Annotated in this window: 21 protein-coding genes; 12 read left to right on the plus strand and 9 right to left on the minus strand. The window is 34.2% G+C overall.

Features of this window, described 5'->3' with window-relative positions; translation table 11 throughout:
* The first annotated feature begins 4 nt into the window (after nt 1–4).
* Both C8J95_RS05390 and C8J95_RS05395 read left to right on the plus strand, forming a co-directional pair.
* Complete coding sequence (locus C8J95_RS05390) at nt 5–577, plus strand: hypothetical protein (RefSeq protein WP_107809334.1); 573 nt, start codon at nt 5–7, stop codon at nt 575–577.
* Between the two features lie 326 nt (nt 578–903).
* Nucleotides 904–1,284: a GreA/GreB family elongation factor gene (locus C8J95_RS05395; RefSeq protein WP_059325461.1), complete on the plus strand. Its 381-nt coding sequence runs from the start codon at nt 904–906 to the stop codon at nt 1,282–1,284.
* A gap of 84 nt (nt 1,285–1,368) precedes the next feature.
* Here C8J95_RS05395 and C8J95_RS05400 read toward each other — a convergent pair whose 3' ends face one another.
* Nucleotides 1,369–2,967 carry a peptide chain release factor 3 gene (locus tag C8J95_RS05400; protein ID WP_107809335.1) on the minus strand — a complete coding sequence of 533 codons (1,599 nt, stop codon included), beginning with the start codon at nt 2,965–2,967 and terminating at the stop codon, nt 1,369–1,371.
* Between the two features lie 223 nt (nt 2,968–3,190).
* Here C8J95_RS05400 and C8J95_RS05405 point away from each other — a divergent pair, with 223 nt between their 5' ends.
* The 4 genes from C8J95_RS05405 to C8J95_RS05420 are packed head-to-tail and all read left to right on the plus strand — an operon-like array spanning nt 3,191 to nt 6,310.
* Nucleotides 3,191–4,021, plus strand: a complete 831-nt coding sequence (locus C8J95_RS05405; RefSeq protein WP_107809336.1) for a CPBP family intramembrane glutamic endopeptidase — start codon at nt 3,191–3,193, stop codon at nt 4,019–4,021.
* 5 nt (nt 4,022–4,026) lie between these two features.
* Nucleotides 4,027–4,593 carry an RdgB/HAM1 family non-canonical purine NTP pyrophosphatase gene (gene rdgB / locus C8J95_RS05410; RefSeq protein ID WP_107809337.1) on the plus strand — a complete coding sequence of 189 codons (567 nt, stop codon included), beginning with the start codon at nt 4,027–4,029 and terminating at the stop codon, nt 4,591–4,593.
* Between the two features lie 33 nt (nt 4,594–4,626).
* Nucleotides 4,627–5,541: a ribonuclease Z gene (locus C8J95_RS05415; RefSeq protein ID WP_107809338.1), complete on the plus strand. Its 915-nt coding sequence runs from the start codon at nt 4,627–4,629 to the stop codon at nt 5,539–5,541.
* Between the two features lies 1 nt (nt 5,542).
* Complete coding sequence (locus tag C8J95_RS05420; protein ID WP_107809339.1) at nt 5,543–6,310, plus strand: TIGR02757 family protein; 768 nt, start codon at nt 5,543–5,545, stop codon at nt 6,308–6,310.
* A 136-nt stretch (nt 6,311–6,446) separates the two neighbouring features.
* On the opposite strand, the gene C8J95_RS05425 is transcribed toward C8J95_RS05420, so the two are convergent.
* On the minus strand, nt 6,447–7,172 hold the full coding sequence (locus tag C8J95_RS05425; protein WP_107809439.1) for a Bax inhibitor-1/YccA family protein: 726 nt from the start codon (nt 7,170–7,172) through the stop codon (nt 6,447–6,449).
* 234 nt (nt 7,173–7,406) lie between these two features.
* On the opposite strand from C8J95_RS05425, the gene C8J95_RS05430 reads away from it, so the two are divergent.
* Both C8J95_RS05430 and C8J95_RS05435 read left to right on the plus strand, forming a co-directional pair.
* On the plus strand, nt 7,407–9,299 hold the full coding sequence (locus C8J95_RS05430) for a DUF3857 domain-containing protein (RefSeq protein ID WP_107809340.1): 1,893 nt from the start codon (nt 7,407–7,409) through the stop codon (nt 9,297–9,299).
* A 5-nt stretch (nt 9,300–9,304) separates the two neighbouring features.
* On the plus strand, nt 9,305–11,242 hold the full coding sequence (locus C8J95_RS05435) for a transglutaminase-like domain-containing protein (protein ID WP_107809341.1): 1,938 nt from the start codon (nt 9,305–9,307) through the stop codon (nt 11,240–11,242).
* Nucleotides 11,243–11,326: 84 nt separating this feature from the next.
* Here the strand turns inward: C8J95_RS05435 and C8J95_RS05440 are convergent, their stop codons facing one another.
* The 3 genes from C8J95_RS05440 to rsmA all read right to left on the minus strand — a co-directional run bounded on the left by C8J95_RS05440 (nt 11,327) and on the right by rsmA (nt 14,514).
* On the minus strand, nt 11,327–12,295 hold the full coding sequence (locus tag C8J95_RS05440) for a glycoside hydrolase family 130 protein (RefSeq protein WP_107809342.1): 969 nt from the start codon (nt 12,293–12,295) through the stop codon (nt 11,327–11,329).
* A 15-nt stretch (nt 12,296–12,310) separates the two neighbouring features.
* The gene (locus C8J95_RS05445) at nt 12,311–13,603 is read right to left on the minus strand and encodes an MFS transporter (RefSeq protein ID WP_107809343.1); all 1,293 of its coding nucleotides are present in this window, start codon (nt 13,601–13,603) and stop codon (nt 12,311–12,313) included.
* A gap of 143 nt (nt 13,604–13,746) precedes the next feature.
* On the minus strand, nt 13,747–14,514 hold the full coding sequence (rsmA, locus tag C8J95_RS05450) for a 16S rRNA (adenine(1518)-N(6)/adenine(1519)-N(6))-dimethyltransferase RsmA (RefSeq protein WP_107809344.1): 768 nt from the start codon (nt 14,512–14,514) through the stop codon (nt 13,747–13,749).
* 92 nt (nt 14,515–14,606) lie between these two features.
* Here rsmA and C8J95_RS05455 point away from each other — a divergent pair, with 92 nt between their 5' ends.
* The 4 genes from C8J95_RS05455 to truB all read left to right on the plus strand — a co-directional run bounded on the left by C8J95_RS05455 (nt 14,607) and on the right by truB (nt 17,395).
* Nucleotides 14,607–15,506 carry an ABC transporter permease gene (locus C8J95_RS05455; RefSeq protein WP_078401926.1) on the plus strand — a complete coding sequence of 300 codons (900 nt, stop codon included), beginning with the start codon at nt 14,607–14,609 and terminating at the stop codon, nt 15,504–15,506.
* A 2-nt stretch (nt 15,507–15,508) separates the two neighbouring features.
* Nucleotides 15,509–15,796: a DUF3098 domain-containing protein gene (locus tag C8J95_RS05460; RefSeq protein ID WP_059154016.1), complete on the plus strand. Its 288-nt coding sequence runs from the start codon at nt 15,509–15,511 to the stop codon at nt 15,794–15,796.
* Nucleotides 15,796–16,614 (plus strand): undecaprenyl-diphosphate phosphatase, encoded by an 819-nt coding sequence (locus tag C8J95_RS05465; protein ID WP_107809345.1) that lies wholly within the window; start codon nt 15,796–15,798, stop codon nt 16,612–16,614. Before C8J95_RS05460 ends, C8J95_RS05465 begins: the two co-directional genes overlap by 1 nt.
* A gap of 73 nt (nt 16,615–16,687) precedes the next feature.
* Complete coding sequence (gene truB, locus C8J95_RS05470) at nt 16,688–17,395, plus strand: tRNA pseudouridine(55) synthase TruB (protein WP_107809440.1); 708 nt, start codon at nt 16,688–16,690, stop codon at nt 17,393–17,395.
* 89 nt (nt 17,396–17,484) lie between these two features.
* Here the strand turns inward: truB and C8J95_RS05475 are convergent, their stop codons facing one another.
* From C8J95_RS05475 to C8J95_RS05490, 4 genes are all read right to left on the minus strand, one after another.
* On the minus strand, nt 17,485–19,527 hold the full coding sequence (locus C8J95_RS05475; RefSeq protein ID WP_107809346.1) for a M48 family metallopeptidase: 2,043 nt from the start codon (nt 19,525–19,527) through the stop codon (nt 17,485–17,487).
* Between the two features lie 235 nt (nt 19,528–19,762).
* On the minus strand, nt 19,763–20,722 hold the full coding sequence (locus C8J95_RS05480; RefSeq protein WP_107809347.1) for a bifunctional helix-turn-helix transcriptional regulator/GNAT family N-acetyltransferase: 960 nt from the start codon (nt 20,720–20,722) through the stop codon (nt 19,763–19,765).
* Between the two features lie 230 nt (nt 20,723–20,952).
* Entirely contained in the window at nt 20,953–21,393 is a 441-nt protein-coding gene (locus tag C8J95_RS05485; RefSeq protein WP_107809348.1) for an HD domain-containing protein, read from the minus strand.
* Between the two features lie 61 nt (nt 21,394–21,454).
* Nucleotides 21,455–21,748, minus strand: a complete 294-nt coding sequence (locus tag C8J95_RS05490; RefSeq protein ID WP_107809349.1) for a hypothetical protein — start codon at nt 21,746–21,748, stop codon at nt 21,455–21,457.
* Between the last annotated feature and the right edge of the window lie 33 nt (nt 21,749–21,781).

A 21,781-nucleotide genomic window follows, 5' to 3' on the forward strand; every position in this document is an offset into this window, starting at 1 on the left:
CTCTATGTATAACAAATCTGTTATATACCTATTCTTTATGCTTTTGGGCGGGTTTGTCCATAGCCAGCAGAAAACAGTAATTCATCAAATTGCAAAAGGTGATCTTAATAAGGATGGAATTACTGATTTGGCTATTGTAAAGGCTGGAAAGAATGGAGATATAACCAATTACATTCTCGAGATTTACTTTCTGGATAAAGAAGGTAACAAAAAGCTGATCGTAAATGCAGAAAAAGCCATTGAAGCTTCGCAGCACGGAACCGGAGATAATCTTGAAAATGTTGAGATTGTAAAGGGAACTGTTCATATTAATTATAGCTTCCTTAGAGGTCAATCCAAGCATATTTTCAGGTATCAGAATAACGGATTCGAATTAATTGGTTTTAGTTATGGTATATCCGACGGACAAGGACATCTTACAGATGTAGAGTTCAATCTTTCTACCGGCAGATATATTAGTAAATTATCTAATTACGAAACCGGAGAAACAGAAAGTAAAGAGGATAAAATTGTTAAAATAAGACCTCTCCCTAATCTTAGAAATTTTGAGCCTTACAGAAGCAAATACTTTTATTAGTATCCTCATATTTGGATATCATATTTAAAAGCTATAACTTAGTCTCTGATATTGAAGAATATTGAAATGAACTTTTCTAATCAACTTCAGAGTTGTTTTGGTATTGTAATTCTTACATACCTTCACGACGATAAATTCTTACAAAACTCTAAGGAGTTTATTCATTAATCCCTGCCGAAGTTCGGAGCAGGGCTATCTCTTTATTTTTATAATTCAATTCTATTTTGGTGTATTTCTACATCGGATAAATTACAGCATATAATTTATCCGGATTCCGGGCTATAAAAAGTATGCACCACCAATCAAACCTATTAATTTTAAGAAAAATGTCAGAACATATTATTGTAACAACCGGAATTTATGATGTAATCAAAGATCAGCTAAGAAGAAAAAGAGTAACACCAGAACAGGAGATAAGATTAGCAAATGAGCTTAAAACTGCTAAACAGGTGCTTAGAAGAGATCTTCCAAAAGAAGTTGTAACCGTTAACAGAAGAGTTGTTATAAAGGATCATACTGCTGATACAGAAAAAGAATACATTTTTGTGCCCTCTACAAAAGCAAAGCCACAGAAGAATAAATATTCCATACTTTCGGATATAGCATTGGCAACAGTAGGCTACAAGGTAGGAGATGTTATAGAATGGCCATTTGTAGATGGTGAACGAAAAATAGAAATATTGAAAGTAGAACCTTTCGAGAACTAAAATAGTCTGATTTTAAGATAAATAAATTGCTTAATCCAAGTCAATTTTAAATAAATAAGGCTGGCAAATTGCCAGCCTTTATAATTAATCCTCATTTCTAAATTCACTGATAAAGTGAAGTTTGATATTTGGGAATTTTTCCTGATTCATTGTAATAGTAAATGAAGAATCGGCTAAGAATACCAACTGATCATATTTGTCTCTGGCTAAGAAACGTTGTCTTAGTCTTGCGAATTCTTTAAACTCTTCAGACTTCTCATCAGCTTCTACCCAACAAGCTTTGTGAATGTTAATGGGCTCATAAGAACATTTTGCTCCATATTCATGCTCCAAACGGTACTGAATAACTTCATACTGTAATGCACCTACGGTACCAATAATCTTACGCCCGTTCATTTCCATTGTAAATAACTGTGCAACACCTTCATCCATTAGCTGGTCTATACCTTTTGCTAGCTGCTTTGCTTTCAACGGATCATCATTGTTAATGAAACGGAAATGTTCCGGCGAGAAAGAAGGAATACCACGGAAGCTCATTACTTCTCCGGCTGTCAGTGTATCTCCGATACGGAAGTTTCCGGTATCGTGCAGACCAACAATATCTCCAGGGAAACTCTCGTCTACAATCTCTTTTTTATCTGCAAAAAATGCATTCGGAGATGCAAATTTCATTTTTTTATTTTCTCTTACCAGCAGGTAATTTTCGTTTCTTTTGAAAGTTCCCGATACAATCTTTACGAAAGCAAGCCTGTCACGGTGCTTAGGATCCATATTAGCGTGAATTTTGAATACGAAACCACTGAATTTTGCTTCTTCAGGTTCTACAAGTCTTTTATCACTTTCTTTAGGTTGCGGCATTGGAGCAATTTCGATAAACGCATCCAAAAGTTCTCTTACTCCAAAGTTATTCAATGCAGAACCAAAGAATACTGGCTGAAGATCTCCTTTCATATATGCTTCACGATCGAATTCAGGATATACAGAAGTAGTTAATTCAATTTCTTCACGAAGTGCACTAGCAGCTTTCTCACCAACTAATTCATCTACTGTCGGATCATTAACATCTTCAATCTTAATGGCTTCACCTACTTTTTGTTTTTTATCCTCTAAGAATAACTGGATATTATTCTCCCAGATATTGTAAATTCCCTGGAATTCAGCACCCATACCAATTGGCCATGAAAGTGGTGTTACGTGAAGTCCTAATTTTTGTTCCACTTCATCCAGCAAATCGAAAGCATCTTTACCTTCACGGTCCAATTTATTAATAAAAACCAGCATCGGGATATTACGCATACGACAAACCTTAACTAGTTTCTCAGTTTGTTCCTCAACCCCTTTAGCAACGTCTATTACTACAATTACACTATCTACTGCAGTAAGTGTACGATACGTATCTTCAGCAAAATCCTTGTGCCCGGGTGTATCAAGAATATTAATCTTGTGATCTTTATATTCAAATGCCAGAACAGAAGTCGCAACGGAAATACCTCTCTGACGTTCAATTTCCATAAAGTCAGAAGTAGCCCCTTTTTTAATTTTATTGCTTTTTACAGCTCCTGCTTCCTGGATAGCACCACCAAAAAGTAAGAGTTTTTCAGTCAATGTTGTTTTCCCCGCATCGGGGTGGGAGATAATCCCGAAGGTTTTACGTTTTTGTATTTCTTGTAGTAAGTTCGACATATTGAATTTTAATGAGTGCAAAAATCGGGAATTTTTACGAGCAAATCAAATGATCTTGTTATATTATAAAACTTACTATTATAAATAGTAGTGCTATAATCCTATTTATAATAAAATCAGATATAAGATAATCACAATAACTCTGCACTTCTCTGATAAATAAAGGCAGGTACATTAGCAAAAAAGAAGTGCAAACATTATCTTTGTTGTTCAAATCATTTTAATGGATAAAGATTTACATCCCGGAAGAAATTATCTATTTGGCTGGAAAGAAGCTATACTTTTAGCAGTTACATTTCTCTTTATACAGTTTTTACTGGCAGGCTGGTCGGCCTTCGAAATGTTTATACTTCATAATGATCTGGCTTATAAAGATTACTTTATTATCATTTCTTATGTCCTAACTTTTACAGGATGTATATTTGCATTCGATCAGTTTATTGTAAAACCTACAGGCAGCAGGCTTAGTTTTAATATGCGTACTTCGCCTTTTTCCACCTATCTGCTTGTATTTCCATTAATGATAGGCGGAATATTTATTGCCGAATATACTTCCGGATTACTTCCTACAACAGGAGATTTTTTTGGACCTTGGTATGAACAAGTAACCAGTCTTTTTGCAAGAATGTCTCTGGATCCGTTTACAATGATTTTAATGACCAGTTTTTTCGCTCCGATACTCGAAGAAATACTTTTCAGAGGTATTATACAGAAAGGACTAATTAATAAAGGTGTTTCCCCGACTAAAGCCATTATTATCTCAGCTATAGTTTTTGGAGTTGTTCACGGAAACCCTTGGCAGTTTATGGGAGCAGCAATTTTGGGTAGTGTAATGGGACTGGTTTATTATAAAACCAAAACATTATTACTCCCAATTCTTTTACATGCCTTTAACAATCTGATATCGTCACTGCTTGTCATTTATACCAAACAGGAATCCTATTCCGAATTTTTCGGAGTTTCTGAATCCTATTTATTATTAATTGGTATAGTTCTGACAGCTATTTTTGGCTACTTATTTATTTATAAAAATAAAATTCATTATAACGATTAACGAAGATGGAAATTCTAGTTGCAACACACAACCAACACAAGAAAGAAGAAATTCAGCAAATTTTACCGGATTACAATATCACAAGTCTTACTGATTATGATCTGTTTGAAGAGATCATTGAAGATGGCGATAGTTTTGAAGCAAATGCTAAACTAAAAGCTAAATATTGTTTTGAGAAGACAGGAAAACCGAGTCTTGGAGACGATAGCGGATTGGTAGTCCCTGCACTAGACGGAAGACCAGGAATCTACTCTGCAAGATATGCAGGAGATCATGATTTCAAGGCAAATATTGTAAAAGTCCTAGGCGAAATGGAGGACAGAACTGATCGTGAAGCCTACTTTATCACTGTTCTTTGTCTTATTTCTGAGGGAAAAGAAGAATACTTTGAAGGCAGAGTATATGGCACTTTAACATACAAACCAAGCGGGGAAAAAGGCTTTGGATATGATCCTATTTTTATTCCTAAGGATCACAGCATTACATTTGCTGAAATGCCTGCAGAAGAAAAAAATAAAATCAGCCACAGAGCCAATGCTTTAAAGAAGTTTTTAGACTATTTAAAAGCATAAAGCGTATATTTGTTATAAAATTAAGTATAAATTTTGGGGGCATATCTCACTATTTTAGGTTATAATTCAGCAATACCAACCGTTAAATCTTCACCTACAGCACAATTCCTGGAAATGGATGAACGCTGCTTTCTTATCGACTGTGGTGAAGGAACACAGGTACAACTGAGAAAAGCTAAAGCAAAGTTTTCTAAGATCAATCATATTTTCATCTCTCATCTTCATGGAGATCATTGTTTCGGGTTGCCTGGACTTATTGCGTCGTTCCGGCTTTTAGGAAGAGACCAGGAATTACACGTTTATGGACCGAAAGGAATCAAGAAGATGTTGGAAACGATATTTGAAATTACTGAAACCCATCGTGGTTTTCCAATTATTTATCATGAACTGGAAGGATATCTGTCTCAGAAAGTTTATGAAGACGATAAATTGGAAGTATGGACTATACCTTTAGATCACCGAATTTACTGTAACGGGTATCTTTTCAGAGAGAAACCAAAAGACAGACGGCTGAATATGGTAGAGATTTCTAAATATTCTGAAATTGAAATATGTGATTATCATAATCTGAAACGTGGTAAAGACTTTGTTTTGTCTGATGGATATGTACTGAAAAATGAAGTATTAACTACAGATCCGGAACCGCCTGTATCTTATGCTTTTTGTTCTGATACCAGATTCAAAGAGGATATCATTCCGATAATTGAAAATGTAGATTTGTTATATCATGAATCTACTTTTCTGCACGATCTAAAAGAAATGGCTGACTATACAGGACATACTACAGCGAAAGAAGCTGCAATAATTGCACAAAGGTCTGGTGTTAAGAAACTTATTTTAGGACATTTTTCTAACCGGTATGCAGACCTGACTGTCTTTACAGATGAAGCCCGTGAATATTTTCCAAATACATTTTTGCCAATAGCTTTAGAGCCTGTAAAAGTATAAAATGACCGAAAAAGAAATTTTTGCATTTCTGGATGAGAAAGCAGATGCTTTCAATCAGCCGGAATATATAAACAGCGACCCACTCCAGATTCCACATCGTTATTCTGTGAAACAGGATATCGAAATTTCCGGATTCTTTGCAGCTACATTAGCTTGGGGAAACAGAAAAAGCATTATTACTAATGCTACAAAGATTATGGACTTCATGGGAAATTCTCCCCATGATTTTGTAATGAATGCCAAAGAGTCTGATTTTGAAAGTATAAAAGATAAAGCTGTACACAGAACATTCAATGGGGAAGACCTGAAGCAGTTTGTTTTCAATCTGCAAAGACTCTATCAGGAGCAGAAATCCCTTGCTTATTTTTTCCAGCCAAAAGATGGTGAACAAAATTTCTATCATGCCTTGGAACGTTTCCGAACAGCATTTTTGAATGAAAATAATCACCGTTGTTACAAGCACGTAAGCAGTACATATAAAAACTCTGCAGCAAAGCGCCTGATTATGTATCTGAGATGGATGGTAAGAAAGGATAAAAGAGGAGTAGACCTGGGAATATGGTCTGAACTAGATCAGAGCAAGTTATCATGTCCTTTAGATGTCCATTCCGGAAATATTGCCAGACAATTGGGAATACTGAACAGAAAACAGAACGACTGGAAAGCTGTTGAAGAATTAGATATAAAACTTAGAGCTTATAATTCCGAAGATCCTGCACTTTATGATTTTGCACTTTTCGGATTAGGAGTAACAAAAGAATTGGGATAGAGTAGTATACTAAGACTTCTCTTCTGAATATACAAGCGCCATAGATTTTGAATCTATGGCGCTTGTATATTGATAGAGACATAAAAGAGCCGGAAGATTCTCTTCCGGCCTATAGTTTTTATATTTTGACAATGTCTTAATCGTTGCTTCTTCCGCCTCCGAATAATCTTAGAAGGAATAAGAACAAGTTGATAAAGTCTAAGTAAAGAGTTAAAGCTCCCATAATAGCCATTCTTCCCATTAAAGATTCATCTCCGTTTAGTTCAAGGAAATAATTTTTAATTTTCTGAGTATCATAAGCGATAAGTCCTACAAACACTGCAACACCTACGTAAGTTGTAATCCAGTAGATCATTGGACTCTTTAAGAATAAGTTTACTAAAGAAGCAATGATTATACCTACCAACAACATCATCATGATTTTACCAATCTTTGTCAAATCTGTTTTGGTAACATATCCGTAAACACTCATTACAGCAAATGTACCAGCTGTAACAAAGAATGTTAATGCAATAGAAGAGAAAGTATAGATTAAGAATATTAATGATAATGTTAAACCATTTAATACTGCATAACCCATAAATGCAGCAATTGCAGTAGTCGTAGACATTTTAGCAATTCTGGCGGATAACCAGATTACCAATCCAAACTCAGCAATGATTAATCCATAAAAAAGAAGTTTATTGGCCATAATTGCAGTAATAAGAGTTTCGCTCCCTGCAACCAAATAAGCAATTAAACCAGTTACCACTAAAGCCAGTGACATCCATCCATAAACTTTCGACATGTACTTCGCCTGACTTGCTTTCAGCTCTTCAGGAACTACCTGAATTGTCCTTGGTTCGTAAGTGTTTTGTTCCATTTCGTTATTTTGATTAAATACAAATATAATTATTTCCATTGATTAAATCAACTTCTATACCACGGATTAGGCTAAGACAATATGACACTAAAATTTAAATTATAAAATAGAGAAATTTTATAAAATAGTTCTGTAAATAAATACATTACATCCGGAGTGAATTTATCTCACATAATATTGATAAATTTTAATTATTCCAGTCTCTTATTTGTTTATTTTTACCAAAATTTTTTTATGCCGAAAAATTATTTTCTACCTTTCACAATTCTCTGTATTTCTGCCTTATATGGACAAGAGTATGCCGTAGGCAATATAAAAGACGAATTGAAAAAGAAAGCAAATGCTGTTATAAGAAAGAATCAGCAAGATATTACAATAAAATCCATCGATCAGATGGAAATAAAATATTCAAAAGCCACAACTGTTCTTAACCAAAGCGGAGCAGAACTTGCTTATATAAGTATTCCTTATGACAAATTATCCAGACCCAGCCAAATAAAGGTCAGCATACTGGATGAAAATGGCAAACAGATTAAAACTTATTCAAAGTCTGATTTTAAAGATTATAGCCACGGTCAAAATTTTGTTTTATATACTGATGACAGGGTGTTATTTCTAACCCCTGAAGCTTCTACGTTTCCGTATACTGTAGTTGCAGAATATACTGTGAATACCAGTAATACAATTTTTTTTCCGAGCTTCATACCATTTCATACCTATAAAACATCTTTAGAGAAAGCCAGTATTAATATCAAAAACATCTCTGGCATTAATTTAAGAACCAAGGTTAATCCTAGCTTTATAGCAACCCCTTCGGAACAAAAAACTAATGACATCATTAGCTATACCTTTACAAATGTTCCGGCTGTCGAAAATGAAGTAAAGTCTCCGGATATAGATCAGATGCTTCCCAAAGTACAATTTTCACTCGATCAGTTTAGTCTCGAAGGTAAAAAAGGAGATTTTAAAGACTGGAACAGCTTTGGAAAATGGTACTACACCAATCTTCTCCAACCATCGTCTGTTCTTACAGATGAATTGAAAAAAGAAATTGCAGCACTCAATCTTCAGGGGAGTACTGAAGAAAAAGTAAGAAGTCTCTATCAGTATATGCAGAATAAGACCCGTTATATAGCTGTTGCTATTGGAATTGGTGGTTGGCAGCCTATGCCGGCAGATGATGTCCGTAAAAAAAGCTATGGCGACTGTAAGGCATTATCTAATTATATGAAAACGCTTCTGGATGCCGCCGGAATAAAATCTTATTATGCAATTATAAACAGCGATGACAGTGTTATAAATTTTGATGAAGATTTTCCAAAAATGGGAGGCAATCATGCTATTCTAATGATACCTACAGAAAAAGACAATATCTGGTTGGAAAATACTTCACAGAAAATGGCTTTTAACCATTTAAGCTATTCAACTACTGCAAGAAATGTTTTAGCGGTAGATGAGAGTGGAATAAAAATTATAAAAACGCCTGTATATGATGCCGGAAAAAACAGGAGCATCATGAAAGCTGAAATAACAATAAACAATGAAGGGGGCGTTAGTGGTAAATCTAATTTTAGTCTTACAGGGTGGCAATATGATATGTACTTGTCATTAGACGGTCAGAGTAATAAAGAAGCTTCTGATGCTTTAAAGAGCAGATTTAGTGAGTTGAATTATGAAACAGCAAGTATTAACAATTTCAAGAACAACCGTAATGATGCCGTTATGTCATTCGATTTTGATTATCAGGTAAAAAATTATTCAAAAAAAATTGGTCAGGATTTACTTTTCCGGGCAATTCCGTTCAATGAATTAACATCCATCAATAATACTGAAGAGCGAAAATTACCCTTTGAAAATGCTTTTGCCTATACCGATGATTATGAAATTATATATAATATTCCTACTGGATATAAAATATCGGAAATTCCACAACCACAATCCATAAGCTCTGCTTATGGCAACTATTCCTTGAAGGCAATTACTAATGATAAAAACCAGATTATCATTAAACGACAAATTACAATTAACAGAGGAAGTTATCCAAAAGAACAGTTTGCAGATTATCTCGCATTTCGTAAAAAAATTGTCAGTGCCGACAACTCTAAAATGCTAATTATTAAAAACTAATATTAATGAATAAACTAATTTTACTTGCTTGTTCAGGAATTTTCACAATGAGTTATGCTCAAAAAGATAAGTTTCTGAACTATCCTAAAGTATCTGAGAATGATATGAAAAAAGAAAAATCGGCCATCGATCCAAGTGCCGGTGCTGAAATTTTGTATCGCTCAGTGCATTACTTCATAGACCCGAGTAGCAATATGCTGAATCAGGAAGTCTACAGCCAGGTAAAAATCTATGATAAAAATAAAGCAAAAGATTATCTTACAGTAGAACTGAATCTATATAAATCTACAAAATCTTCCGACGCAGAAATTCTTACTGCTTTAAAAGGAACAACTTATAATTTTGTCAACGGAAAAGTAGAGGTCGACAAAGTAGAAAAAGAAGATAAGTTTAAATCTAAAGAGAGTAAAAACTACGAGGTTTCCAAGTTTACATTTCCTAATGTGAAAGATGGTTCTGTATTGGAATTTAAATACAAAAGAATATCACCATTTTTCTGGTATGTTCCAACAACAACGATTGAAAAGGATATTCCTGTAGTCTATACAGAATATGTATTCGATATGCCAAAGTACTTTGGTTATAATATCAATTATACGGGTAGCTTAGCTCCAAAAAATAGGCATATTGCTGAGGAATTTTTATTTGGGGTAGAAGGCAGAACTTATCGTTTCGGATTTGAAAATCTTAAACCATTTGAGGAAGAAGAATATGTACTGAATAGTGAAAACTACAAAACCAAAGTTTCTGCTGAGCTAAACTCTGTAGCATATAGAAGTGGGGAGGTCAAAAACTATGCAATGAGCTGGGAAGATATACGAAAGCAACTATATGAGCGTGATGACTTCGGCAGGGAACTGAAAAAGAAGCTTCCTTCTGGCTTTATTCCGGCTGACATCCTGGCTGAAAAAGACCAAATGGAGAAAGCAAAAAAAATACTTACTCTTGCTCAAAAAAGCTTTAAGTGGGACCGCACACATGACTTTACATCAGACAATGGTAGCAATAATCTTATTAAAACAAAAATCGGAAATGTAGGAGATATTAATCTGACTCTTGTAAAGATGCTTCGCGAAGCAGGCATCCCAACTAATCCATTAGTATTGTCTACAATCAACAATGGTTTTATCAGCTATAATCCTTCTATCAACAGCCTTAATTATGTTATTGCATGTTCCGAAATCGATGGAAAACTTTACATTTTGGATGCTTCTAATAAACAATCTCTTATCAATATATTGCCTCCTAAAATATATAATTACAGAGGATTTATTATGAAAGATAAAGAGGTAAAAGAAGTAAATCTGGAAAATGAAAACAGTAGTAAAACATTTTTAACGGTAAATGCCACACTTAATCCTGATGGTACAATTAAAGGTAATTTTTCTGACAAAGACACCTCTTTGTATTCTATGGTCAATAATGAACGCTATGAAGATGACAAAGAGGATTACCAAAAATCATATTATAAAGATCGTTACAAGTTTCCGTTTACCGATATTAAAACAGAACTTTTACCCAATAATGATTTAGAAACAACATTCAATTTCACAGCCGATAACATGGTGGATGCAGTAGGGAATAAGTTTATCATCAACCCTTTATTATTCTTAAATACTGAAAAGAATCCGTTTGATCAGAAAGGAGAAAGAACAATGCCTATTGAGCTTTTAACAGGTTACGAAAAGATAAAAAATGTTTCTCTTACTATTCCAGATGGCTATGTTGTAGAAAACCTTCCAAAATCTAAAAGAATAGTTACAGAAGATAAAGAAATCTCTTATACCTATGAGGTTTCTCAGGATAAAAATAAGATTAATATAAAAACTTCAACGATTGTAGTAAGCAGCAATTATCCTAAAGAGTATTATGTTGCTTTCAAGCAAGTTTGGGATACCATGCTAAAAAAAGAAGGTGAGCTGATTACCGTCGTGAAAAAATAAAGAAACAACCTTTCGAAAAATGAAAGAGAGGCTAGAAGCCTCTCTTTTTTATTAATAGTATTATAAACTTATATCTTACAAATACTATAAGCTATTTTTCTTAAGAGATTCAATAATCTCATCAATATATCCAAAAGCTACAGATACTACAGTATCTGCTGCACCATAATAAACACATACTTTTTCGCCATCCTGTAATGCAGCACATGGAAAAACTACATTCGGGACGTCGCCTGCCAGTTCATAACCAGCAGCAGGAGCTAGGAGGTAATCTTTACTGCGATACAGAACTTTATCCGGATTGTCCTTGTCTAAAATAGCCGCTCCCATGGAATAACGGAAACCATTACAGGTATTAATTACACCGTGATAAAACATTAACCATCCTTCTTTGGTAAGGAAAGGTACTGTACCAGCCCCAATTTTTGTACACTGCCATGCACTATCCTGAAAAGGAGCTACTTTCATTACACTACGGTGTTCTCCCCAGTACTTCATATCCGGGCTGAAACTTATATAAATATCTCCGAATGGCGTATGCCCATTATCACTAGGTCTGCTGAGCATAGCATATCTGCCGTTAATTTTTTCCGGAAAAAGTACACCATTTCTGTTGAATGGAAGAAAGGCATTTTCACACTGGAAAAATTCTTTAAAGTCAAAAGTATATGCAATTCCAATTGTTGGTCCATGATAGCCATTACACCAGGTAATCCAATAGCGGTCTTCAATAAAAGTAACTCTTGGATCATATTTGTAGTCAGACTCTATCATTTGCGTATTGCCAGCCTGCATTACAATTGGGTCGTGATTAATATCCCAATTAATACCATCCTTGCTAAAGCCTGCAAATATATTCATCTGCACAGCTTTATTATCACATCTAAATACTCCGGCAAAACCATCTTCAAAAGGTACAACTGCACTGTTGAAAATACTGTTTGAGCTGGGAATATGATAGCGTCCTATAATGGGATTATTACTATATCTCCACATTACATCTGTACAGTTTTCAGGTCTTTCCTGCCACGGAATTTCTATTTTTGTCGACATATAATTATCTATATTTTAATTTGTTATATTTTTAGAAGTTTCATCATAAGTAAAAGGCACGAAATAAGTAATCAGCAGTGCCGGTATTGTAGCAATCAGTACAAAAATAAAGAAATGTTTGTATCCAACCATGTCACTGATATAGCCACTCAGCATTCCTGGCAGCATTACTCCAAGATTCATAATTCCTGTGCCAAAAGCATAATTGGCCATTTTATATTTTTCCGGGGCAATTTGCTGCATCATAAATAGCATAATTCCTACAAATCCGAATCCATAACCAAAATATTCAACTACAATACCCAATGTAATCAGGTAAACATTTTCAGGCTGCCAGCAGGCTAGGAATACATAAACAATATAGGGAAAATTGAATACACAACATAAGGTAAATAAAGACTTTTTTAGTCCTCTTTTAGACACATACAAACCGGAAATAAGAGATCCGGCAATAAATGCTATAGCTCCTGCAGTCCCATATACAAGACCTATTTCTTCTGTAGAAAGTCCTAGTCCGCCTTCACTACGATTTGCTTTTAGAAAAAGCGGTACAATTTTCACAGCAAAGCCTTCTGCAAAGCGGTACAAAATAATAAAACAGATATAGTAGAATATATGCTTCTTTGTAAAGAAGTTTTTAAAGATAAATAAGAGCTCCTTAAAACGATCTTTCAGCGTAACATCTGTAAACTCGCGAACCTTTCCGGAAGGTAGCTGTCTTATATTGAACAGACCAATAAGCAGCATAATTCCGCCATAGATAAGCATAATAACGGTCCATCCCGGAGTTACACCCATTGTTTTTTCCAGGATTCCGGCTAAATAAATAATAAGTCCGCTGGTAAAAACCTTTGCCACATTATAGGCTGCTCCCTGCCAGCCAATATAGCGTGATTGTTTTGCTGAATCCAGTGTATCCATATAAAGTCCATCACCTGCGATATCGTGTGTAGCACCGCTAAAAGCCATTAATGAAAATATAGCTATAGAATAAGCAAAATAATGGGGTAGTGATAAAGAAATGCAGACCAAACCAAAACAAACAGCTGTAAATATTTCTGTAAAGACTACAAAATACTTTTTGGTTTTAAACATTTCCAGTACAGGGCTCCAGAGTGGTTTTATAGTCCAGGGAAGCATAATAAGAGAAGTCCAGAAAGCTATGCTTTTATCAGGGATCCCCATACTCTTGTACATTATAGATGATGCTACTGAAATAGCAACAAAGGGCAACCCCATAGCGAAATATAAACTTGTTATCCAAAAAGCTGGATTACTACGTTTCTCCTTATTTATCATTACATCCATTAAAGAATTAACAAAGATTAAAGATAAAAGTTTTATTTCAATTATTAACCTATGCCTGTAATAAAAAACTCTGGTAAATTTAAAATTTTACCAGAGTTCTATTTTATTAAATGATAAATACAGATAAAATACCTGCTTCAAAATTACTTATTCTCTTTCCAAAGCTTTGTAATATAGATAAAATCCTGTACGCTAAGCTCTTCAGCACGTTTACTCATGAATTCATGATCTGCTAAAGCTTCAGGAATTCCCAAGACTTTCCAGGAATTACGAAGTGTTTTTCGGCGCTGATTGAATCCTGCTTTTACGATCTGCTTAAACAATACTTCGTTTCCTTCCAGTCCTTCTTTAGGATTTCTGATAAGACTTATAACTCCGGATTTCACCTTTGGTGGAGGGTTAAAGACATTTTCATGAACTGTGAAAAGATATTTCACATCATAGTATGCCTGAACCATTACTGATAATATTCCGTAATCCTTTGTTCTGGGTACAGCAGCAGTACGTTCTGCAACTTCTTTCTGAAACATTCCGGTCATTTCCGGAATACGCTCGTAGTTGTCAATAATCTTGAACAGAATCTGTGATGAGATATTGTACGGGAAATTTCCGATTACAGCTACCTGACCTTCAAAATTCTGTGGTATATCAAGTTTCAGAAAGTCATTCAGGATATGATTTTCAAGTTTTGGATAATGGAGCTTCAGATAGGCGACCGATTCCTGATCAATTTCGGCAACAAAAGTTTCCTGTTCTTTATCTAGTAAATATTTGGTCAGTACTCCCATACCTGGGCCAACTTCCAGAACTGCATCGTATCCGTCTCCGGATAAACCATTTGCAATTTTGGATGCGATGTTTTCATCGGTTAAGAAATGCTGTCCAAGGTGTTTTTTAGCGGTTACTTTCAATTGAGTTTTAGGATTTAATTAACATTCATTTTTCCTCTGTCAGGTGCAAATTTCGGAAGTTTTTTTCTATTTTAGCAGAAAATTAATCTTGAATGGCAAAAAGTGTAGACGATTTTAATAAGAAAAGACTCAGATCCAGCAACATAACTGTTGTAATTAGTATTGCGCTGGTTTTATTTTTAATTGGTCTTTTTGGTTTAATCTTAATTAATGCCCAGAAATACTCTGACTATATTAAAGAGCAATTGGTAGTAAATGCTTATTTCGATGAGCATCTGGATGTTAAAGACAGTACTAAAATTGCAAAATTAAATCAGGAAACTTTTGAAGCTGTTCAGAAGTTGCCATTTGTAAAGAAAGCTACATTTATTACTCAGGATCAGGCTGCAAAAGAAGCTAAGAAAAGTTTAGGAATCGACAGTGATGCTCTTTTTGAAGAGAACATTTTCCCTGCCTCTATAGAAGTTGCTTTAAAGCCTGAATTTGTAGATCCTGCTAAGATTAACGGTGTTGTCAAGCAGCTATCTCAGGTACAAGGCATTAAAGAAGTAAAAAATGACAGCAGTCTTACAATTGATGTTTACAATAATCTGAACAGGATCTTAACATGGATTCTTGCATTCTCTATTATCTTCCTAGTTGTTGCAATTGTACTTATTAATAACTCTATCCGTCTGAAAATATTTTCTAAGAGATTTACCATTAAAACCATGCAGCTGGTAGGTGCACAGCGCCGCTTTATCCTAATGCCTTTTATTAAGGAAGCTATTATTCTCGGGCTTATAGGAGCTGTAATTGGTTTAACTGTTCTTTTCGCAGGATGGTATTATTTCACTACTGAGATTGGATCTGTATTTATTACTGATCAGACCAAATTCGTTTATCTTATCATCTTAGTTTTGGGAGTGGGAGTATTAATTACTGTTTTAAGCACTATTTTTGCAACCTGGAGATTCCTAAGAAGTAGAATCGACACTTTATATTATTCTTAATAATGAGCAAAAAAAATCAAAATATCGTATCAACTGACTCAACACAGGAGAACACTTTTTACTTTGGTAAGAAAAATTTCAAATTTATGCTTATCGGGTTGGCTTGTATTATTGTAGGTTTCTTTTTGATGATGGGACCGGATGCTAATACAACACCTGATGGTAAATATGACCCTAACTATTGGAACGAGGGGATCAATTCAATTCGCAGAATCAGAATTGCACCATTCCTTGTTATTGCTGGTTTTGTTATTGAAATTTATGCCATCTTAATTCGTAAAAAAGACTAATGGATATTATTCAGGCGATTATTTTAGCTATTGTAGAAGGACTTACCGAATTTTTACCGATTTCATCCACAGCACATATGGGGTTTGCTGCAAACCTTATGGGAATGGAGGAAACTGAATTCCTTAAAATGTTTCAGGTTTCAATTCAGTTCGGTGCTATTTTAGCAGTTGTTGTAGCTTACTGGAAAAAATTTTTTGATTTCAAAAATCTTAATTTCTATATCAAATTGGCCATTGCCGTTATTCCGGCTTTAATCCTTGGCAAATTATTCGATGATAAAATTGAAGCTGTTTTAGGCAATCAAATCGCTATATCAACTGTGTTGGTATTGGGCGGGGTAGTATTGCTTTTTGTAGATAACTGGTTCAAAAATCCTACAGTATTGGATGAGAAAGAAGTGACTATAAAAAAAGCTTTAACTATTGGCTTCTGGCAGTGTCTGGCAATGATGCCGGGAACCAGCCGTAGTGCTGCTTCTATTATCGGAGGGATGACACAGGGGCTTTCCAGAAAAGCAGCCGCTGAGTTTTCGTTTTTCTTAGCTGTACCTACAATGCTTGCTGTAACAGTTTACTCTATTTTTGTAAAAACATGGGGAGAAGGAACTGCACAGGCAACTAAAGGATACGAAATGCTGCTTAGCTCACATGATAATCTTATCCTTTTCCTTATCGGAAATGTTATCGCTTTTGTTACAGCACTTATTGCTATCAAATCTTTTATAGCATTATTGAATAAATATGGATTCAGATTCTGGGGTATTTACCGTATTGTAATCGGTATAGCTTTATTAATCTATTTTTACTCCGTAAAATAATTACTATTTTTGCAAACATCATATTAAAAGGAAAATGTCAATTTTCCTTTTATTTTTTATATTATTCCGACAAATGAAATTTACAGCAGAAGACATACAGGCAGGACAAATATTATTAGTAGACAAACCATTGGACTGGACGTCCTTTAATGCTGTAAATAAAATAAAATGGAAGCTAAAGCGTGAGTTTAAGCTGAAAAAGGTAAAGGTAGGACATGCCGGAACTTTGGATCCAAGAGCGACCGGACTATTGGTCGTTTGCACCGGGAAAGCAACAAAACAAATTCCGCAAATTCAGGATGCCCCCAAAGAATACTGGGCTGAAATAAAGATTGGTGTACAAACGGAATCTTATGACACTGAGAAACCGGAAATTCTGCCTCAGGATATCTCAGGAATCACAGAAGCAAATATTCAGGATGCCTTAAAAAAGTTCCTTGGCGAAATCGATCAAAAACCACCTATTTTTTCAGCTTTGAAAGTTGATGGCAAAAGAGCCTATGATCTTGCCCGTGCAGGTCAGGAAGTGGATATAAAGGTCAGAAAAACAACGATTCATTATATTGACCGAATAGAAATTAATCTGCCACATATTTCGTTTTATGTAGGATGTTCAAAAGGTACTTATATTCGATCCCTTGCTCATGATATAGGACAGAAGCTTGGTGTTGGTGCATATTTAACGCAACTCCGCAGAACTAAAATAGGCGAGTATACGATAGAAAATTCTACCGCTGATTACTTAGAAAATGAATACAGGTTTGGAGATACTGAGGAATAACTATTCTCCTTATATATCTCTTTATAAATAAAACACCTCACAGACTTTAAAATCTGTGAGGTGTTTTTGATTGGAGATGATAACGAAAGCTAAGCTTCAATTTCTCCCTGTAAATCCAGTAATATTTTTTTGATTTTGAAATAACCGTCGTATATACTGTTGTAATAAGCATCTATTGCTGTATTCAGTTGGGTAATATGATCCGATTGATAAGTATTAAACTCAAAATAAGTCTGGTTATTATCATTAAATTTAGTTAATGCTTCCAAATCTTTATCTTCCAAATGCTTACTAAATACGGATTCATCTTTTAGTTTGCGTATTTCTTCTTTAAAGGTTTTCTGAACTTCCAATAATTTTGAACAATGTACTTTAATAATATCTACTTCCAATGTCTGAGACATGAAATGTATAAATGGAAGGAACTCGTTGATACTTTTTACATATTGCCCAAACTCTTGTTCTGCAATCAGGAGGTTTTTATAAGAAAGAAGATATTCTTCCTGCTTATTTTTTCTGATAGCTTTATTGTAAAAATACTGATATATGGCTTGATCATTTTCTTTAATAGCGTCATCAATTTCTTTTAGTCTGTTTTCTAGACGCGGAATAAAGTTTTTGGCCTCCCTTCTTTCATATTTTTTTCCATCGTAATCAAAGAGTTTAACTTTAATACTTTTATCAACTATAGATTTCAGAGTATTAGTATCCTTCTCTAAAGCTATTTTCTCATACACTAACGCTACATTTTTATCACTATATAATTCTTCAACCGAAGTAATATTTTCAACAGTATCATTGATATTAACATCTATTGGATTATGGTTGGTGTAATAACCGTTGAATATTTTAGGAAAACTGTAATTCTGATGTTCTTTGCGGAATAATTCCAGAAAGCCTTCAGCATTTATTTTTTTAGCTTTTTTATCCATTCCGTTAATACTGTAAAGCTTATTCGTAAGAGCTTCAGCATAACTATCAAAGTTATTGAGCAATGTTTTAGCAAGATTATTGTTGATATTTACTGAAGGAATGTTCTCTTTTTCTATAGCCTGTACACGATCTTTTATAGAGGGATGCGACGACCATTTATCTTCTATTTCCAGTTTAGACAGGTTGTATTTTTCGGATTCTTCTAATGTAACCAACGGGAGCTGATTCACAACTCTGTGACTGTATTCCTCAGCATAAAAGTTCATCAATAATGTTTGATCCGCATACAAATTATCGGTGTAATAAGTCTTATTATGAGCATAAAAAAAGTTGAGAGGTTTTGAGAATGCCATTTCCGATAAGCTAAGTCTGAGCAATGATTCAGCCGAAACTCTGGATCCAACAACATGGGCAGCAATGGCATCTGCATTGAATTCCATTTGGCGGCTAAGTGATAAATGTTTGGAGAACAATAAATCAAATAGTCTGGCCAGTAACCATTGTATACCACGGATAAAGTAAACAGCTATCATAACAAATAAGTAGAAAATAGCGTGGACTCCAGCAAACCCGCTTATATTTTTGAAAAACTTCTCGTTGTTATAAAGCATATCGTATAACATTTTCTGTGCCTGATTGGTATAACTTCCAACCTTCATACTTCTTTGAGAGAAATGACCGAATTCATGTGCAAGAATAGACTTAAGTTCACTTACCGTTGTTGAATTTATAAGACCCAGACCTATTGTAAGATTCTTCTTTACAGGCAAAAACATACTCCAGAAACTGGAATCGTAACTTACAAAAGCATTCACATCTGTGGTAAGAAAGACATGCTTAGGTGCTGGTGCGCCAACTTGCTGGTAAGTTTCTTCTATCAGTTGGAATAAAGCAGGCTCTTTTTCCTTTGTAACTCTAATCTTTTCATAGTTATCTTTGGAGACAGAGAATAAAAACTTGATCAGGAATACAAAAACAATCCCGCCCATACCAATCATTGCCCCAGCAATAAGAATAGTCCAAAAGCCAATTTTAAAATTCTTCAGAAACGAAATTGCAAGAGAAATAACACCCAGTAAGATTGCAAGAGATACTAAAATCAGAATAAAGTAAACCGTAAAAAATAGAATAATAGAAAATACTGATTTCCGGACTTCCTTTTTGTAGGTGTCCGAAATCTGTGGTAAAGACTGCATCATACATTTAACTTTGCTGTTAAGATAATAATAATTTCAAAAAACAGAAAGTAACAAGCTCAAAAATAGCCGATTATAGGGATATTATATACAGATTTCAGATTCACTAATATTTTAAATCACAAAAGAATAAGAGGAAAGAATAGAATTATGACTTATAAAAAAGCTGACTCAAAAAAATTTTGAGTCAGCTTTTTATTTAGTTAAATTAAACTACAAAAGGGTAGGGTATTACATTTTAACCATTATTTACCAGATCAAGTGCCATCTGAATATTTGCACGTTCATAAGGACTTGGACGTCCGACAATTCTTTTAAAACCTAACTTTTCATATAGAGTAATTGCTGGTTTCAGAATTGTATTACTTTCAAGGTATAGGCTTTTTGCCCCAGCATCTATTGCTGCATTTATAATAGCTTTGCCCAATAATAAACCAATGTGTTTTCCCTGGGCTTTAGGTGACACAGCCATTTTTGCCATCTCGTAATCATATTCATCATCAAGCATTTTGATAAGTGCACAAACACCAACAGGCTCACCTTTGTATAATGCAACAAATATTTGTCCGCCTTTATCCAGAATATATTCTTCAGGATTATCCAAAGCTTTATAATCTGCTTCTTCCATCACAAAATAATTGGAAATCCATTCTTCATTCAAAGCCTTAAAAACCGTTTTATATTTCTTTTCATAGGGGACAACTTGTACATCTTTAGCTTCCCTGGCTTTCTTTTGATCCAGTACTCTTTGTAACAAAGTTCTTTTTTCCAACAGGTATTCCCATTCTTTTACAGCTTCCCAAAGATTGTAATTGGCTTCATTAATCATATTTTCTACTGCACCATCTATATCTGCATACTGATCCTGAAGCTGTGTAGATATAGCTTTGCCCTTGCTTGTAAGTCCAACTAAGTTTCTGCGCTTGTCTTCGGTTTTCAAGTTTTCGCACAATCCCGCTTTTATCATTTCCTTTATTGTTTTTGTTGCGGAAGGCTGGGAGTGTCCTATATATTCTGCAATTTCTGTAATAGTCAAAGGACCTTCTTCAACCAGTGTATAAAATGCAGGCAGCCACTTTGCTGAAAAGTCATTTTTATAAATTTCATAGATTTTATCAGCATCATCTGCCATTCTTGCTGTTAACAGACGTAATCTGCTACCTAATGCCATTTTTCCCGTTTTTTCAAATATTTTCATTATCAATGTATTAAAAATAACTAATTATATAACCAGTTATGCAAATATAAAAAATATTTAAATACCAAAAAGTATGTCTTATTAAAAATTGTGTTAATTATCTAATAATAGGAGAGTACTATAAAAGAAAAACGTACAACATTTTAATCATCCCAGATTTATAAACAACAAGAGAGGCCTGTTAATGACCTCTTCATTATTTGTTTGAAAATTTTATTTTTTAATAGTGATCAATACTTATCAGTTAAATAGCGGTAATATTTAATGTATTTATTGAATCTTTTCAGGTCCCTCTCTGTAAGTAGTCTCGGCATTCTTTTTAGATCCATATTATCTGTTAGATCATTAATCTTTACTGCTATTGCAAGGGGACTTGTTTCTATACGCTGAATCAAAATATCATAATCTTCTTCATCATATGCTTTGGTAATACATCTCACAGCCTCCACAATATGAGGAGGAAAACCTTCGTATGCCAAATCCGCCAATGTAATCTCCGAATCTTCTACTACATCATGTAGAGCTCCAACAATTTTTTCATCTAATGTTTTACCAAGATTAGAAACTCTTAAAACATGATCTATATATGGAGCATCATACTTATCTTTTTGCCCTTTATGCGCTTTTACAGCAATTTTAATGGCACGATGCAACTGTTCCTCTTTTGTCATAAATTATTTAGAAAGTAGAGGGCAAATTTAATAAATCGGCCTTTTTTTTGAAAATGAATTTTTATTTATTTTCTTTTTTTTCAGGCTGAGGCAATAATCTCTTTTGTGGTGTAGGTATTACCTTGTAAGCAGGCTTATCATCTTTTTTCAGAATATAATATTTATTCTTTTCTTTAGGTTTTGAGTTCAGAATTTTATATTTACTGGCAGATGCAGAATCTACATTCTTATAAAAACCTTTCGATTCTTTTGTGGAAGATGTTTTATTTTTTGATAGAAGAGAATCATTCTTCTTTGTTTGTGAAAAAACTAAACCTGTTAATAAGATGGCAGTTGTAATAAGTACCCTTTTCATAATTTTTGTTTTGATCAAAATTATAAAAAACAA

Origin of the sequence: Elizabethkingia sp. YR214, from assembly GCF_003058195.1 — a bacterium.
Classification (GTDB): domain Bacteria; phylum Bacteroidota; class Bacteroidia; order Flavobacteriales; family Weeksellaceae; genus Elizabethkingia.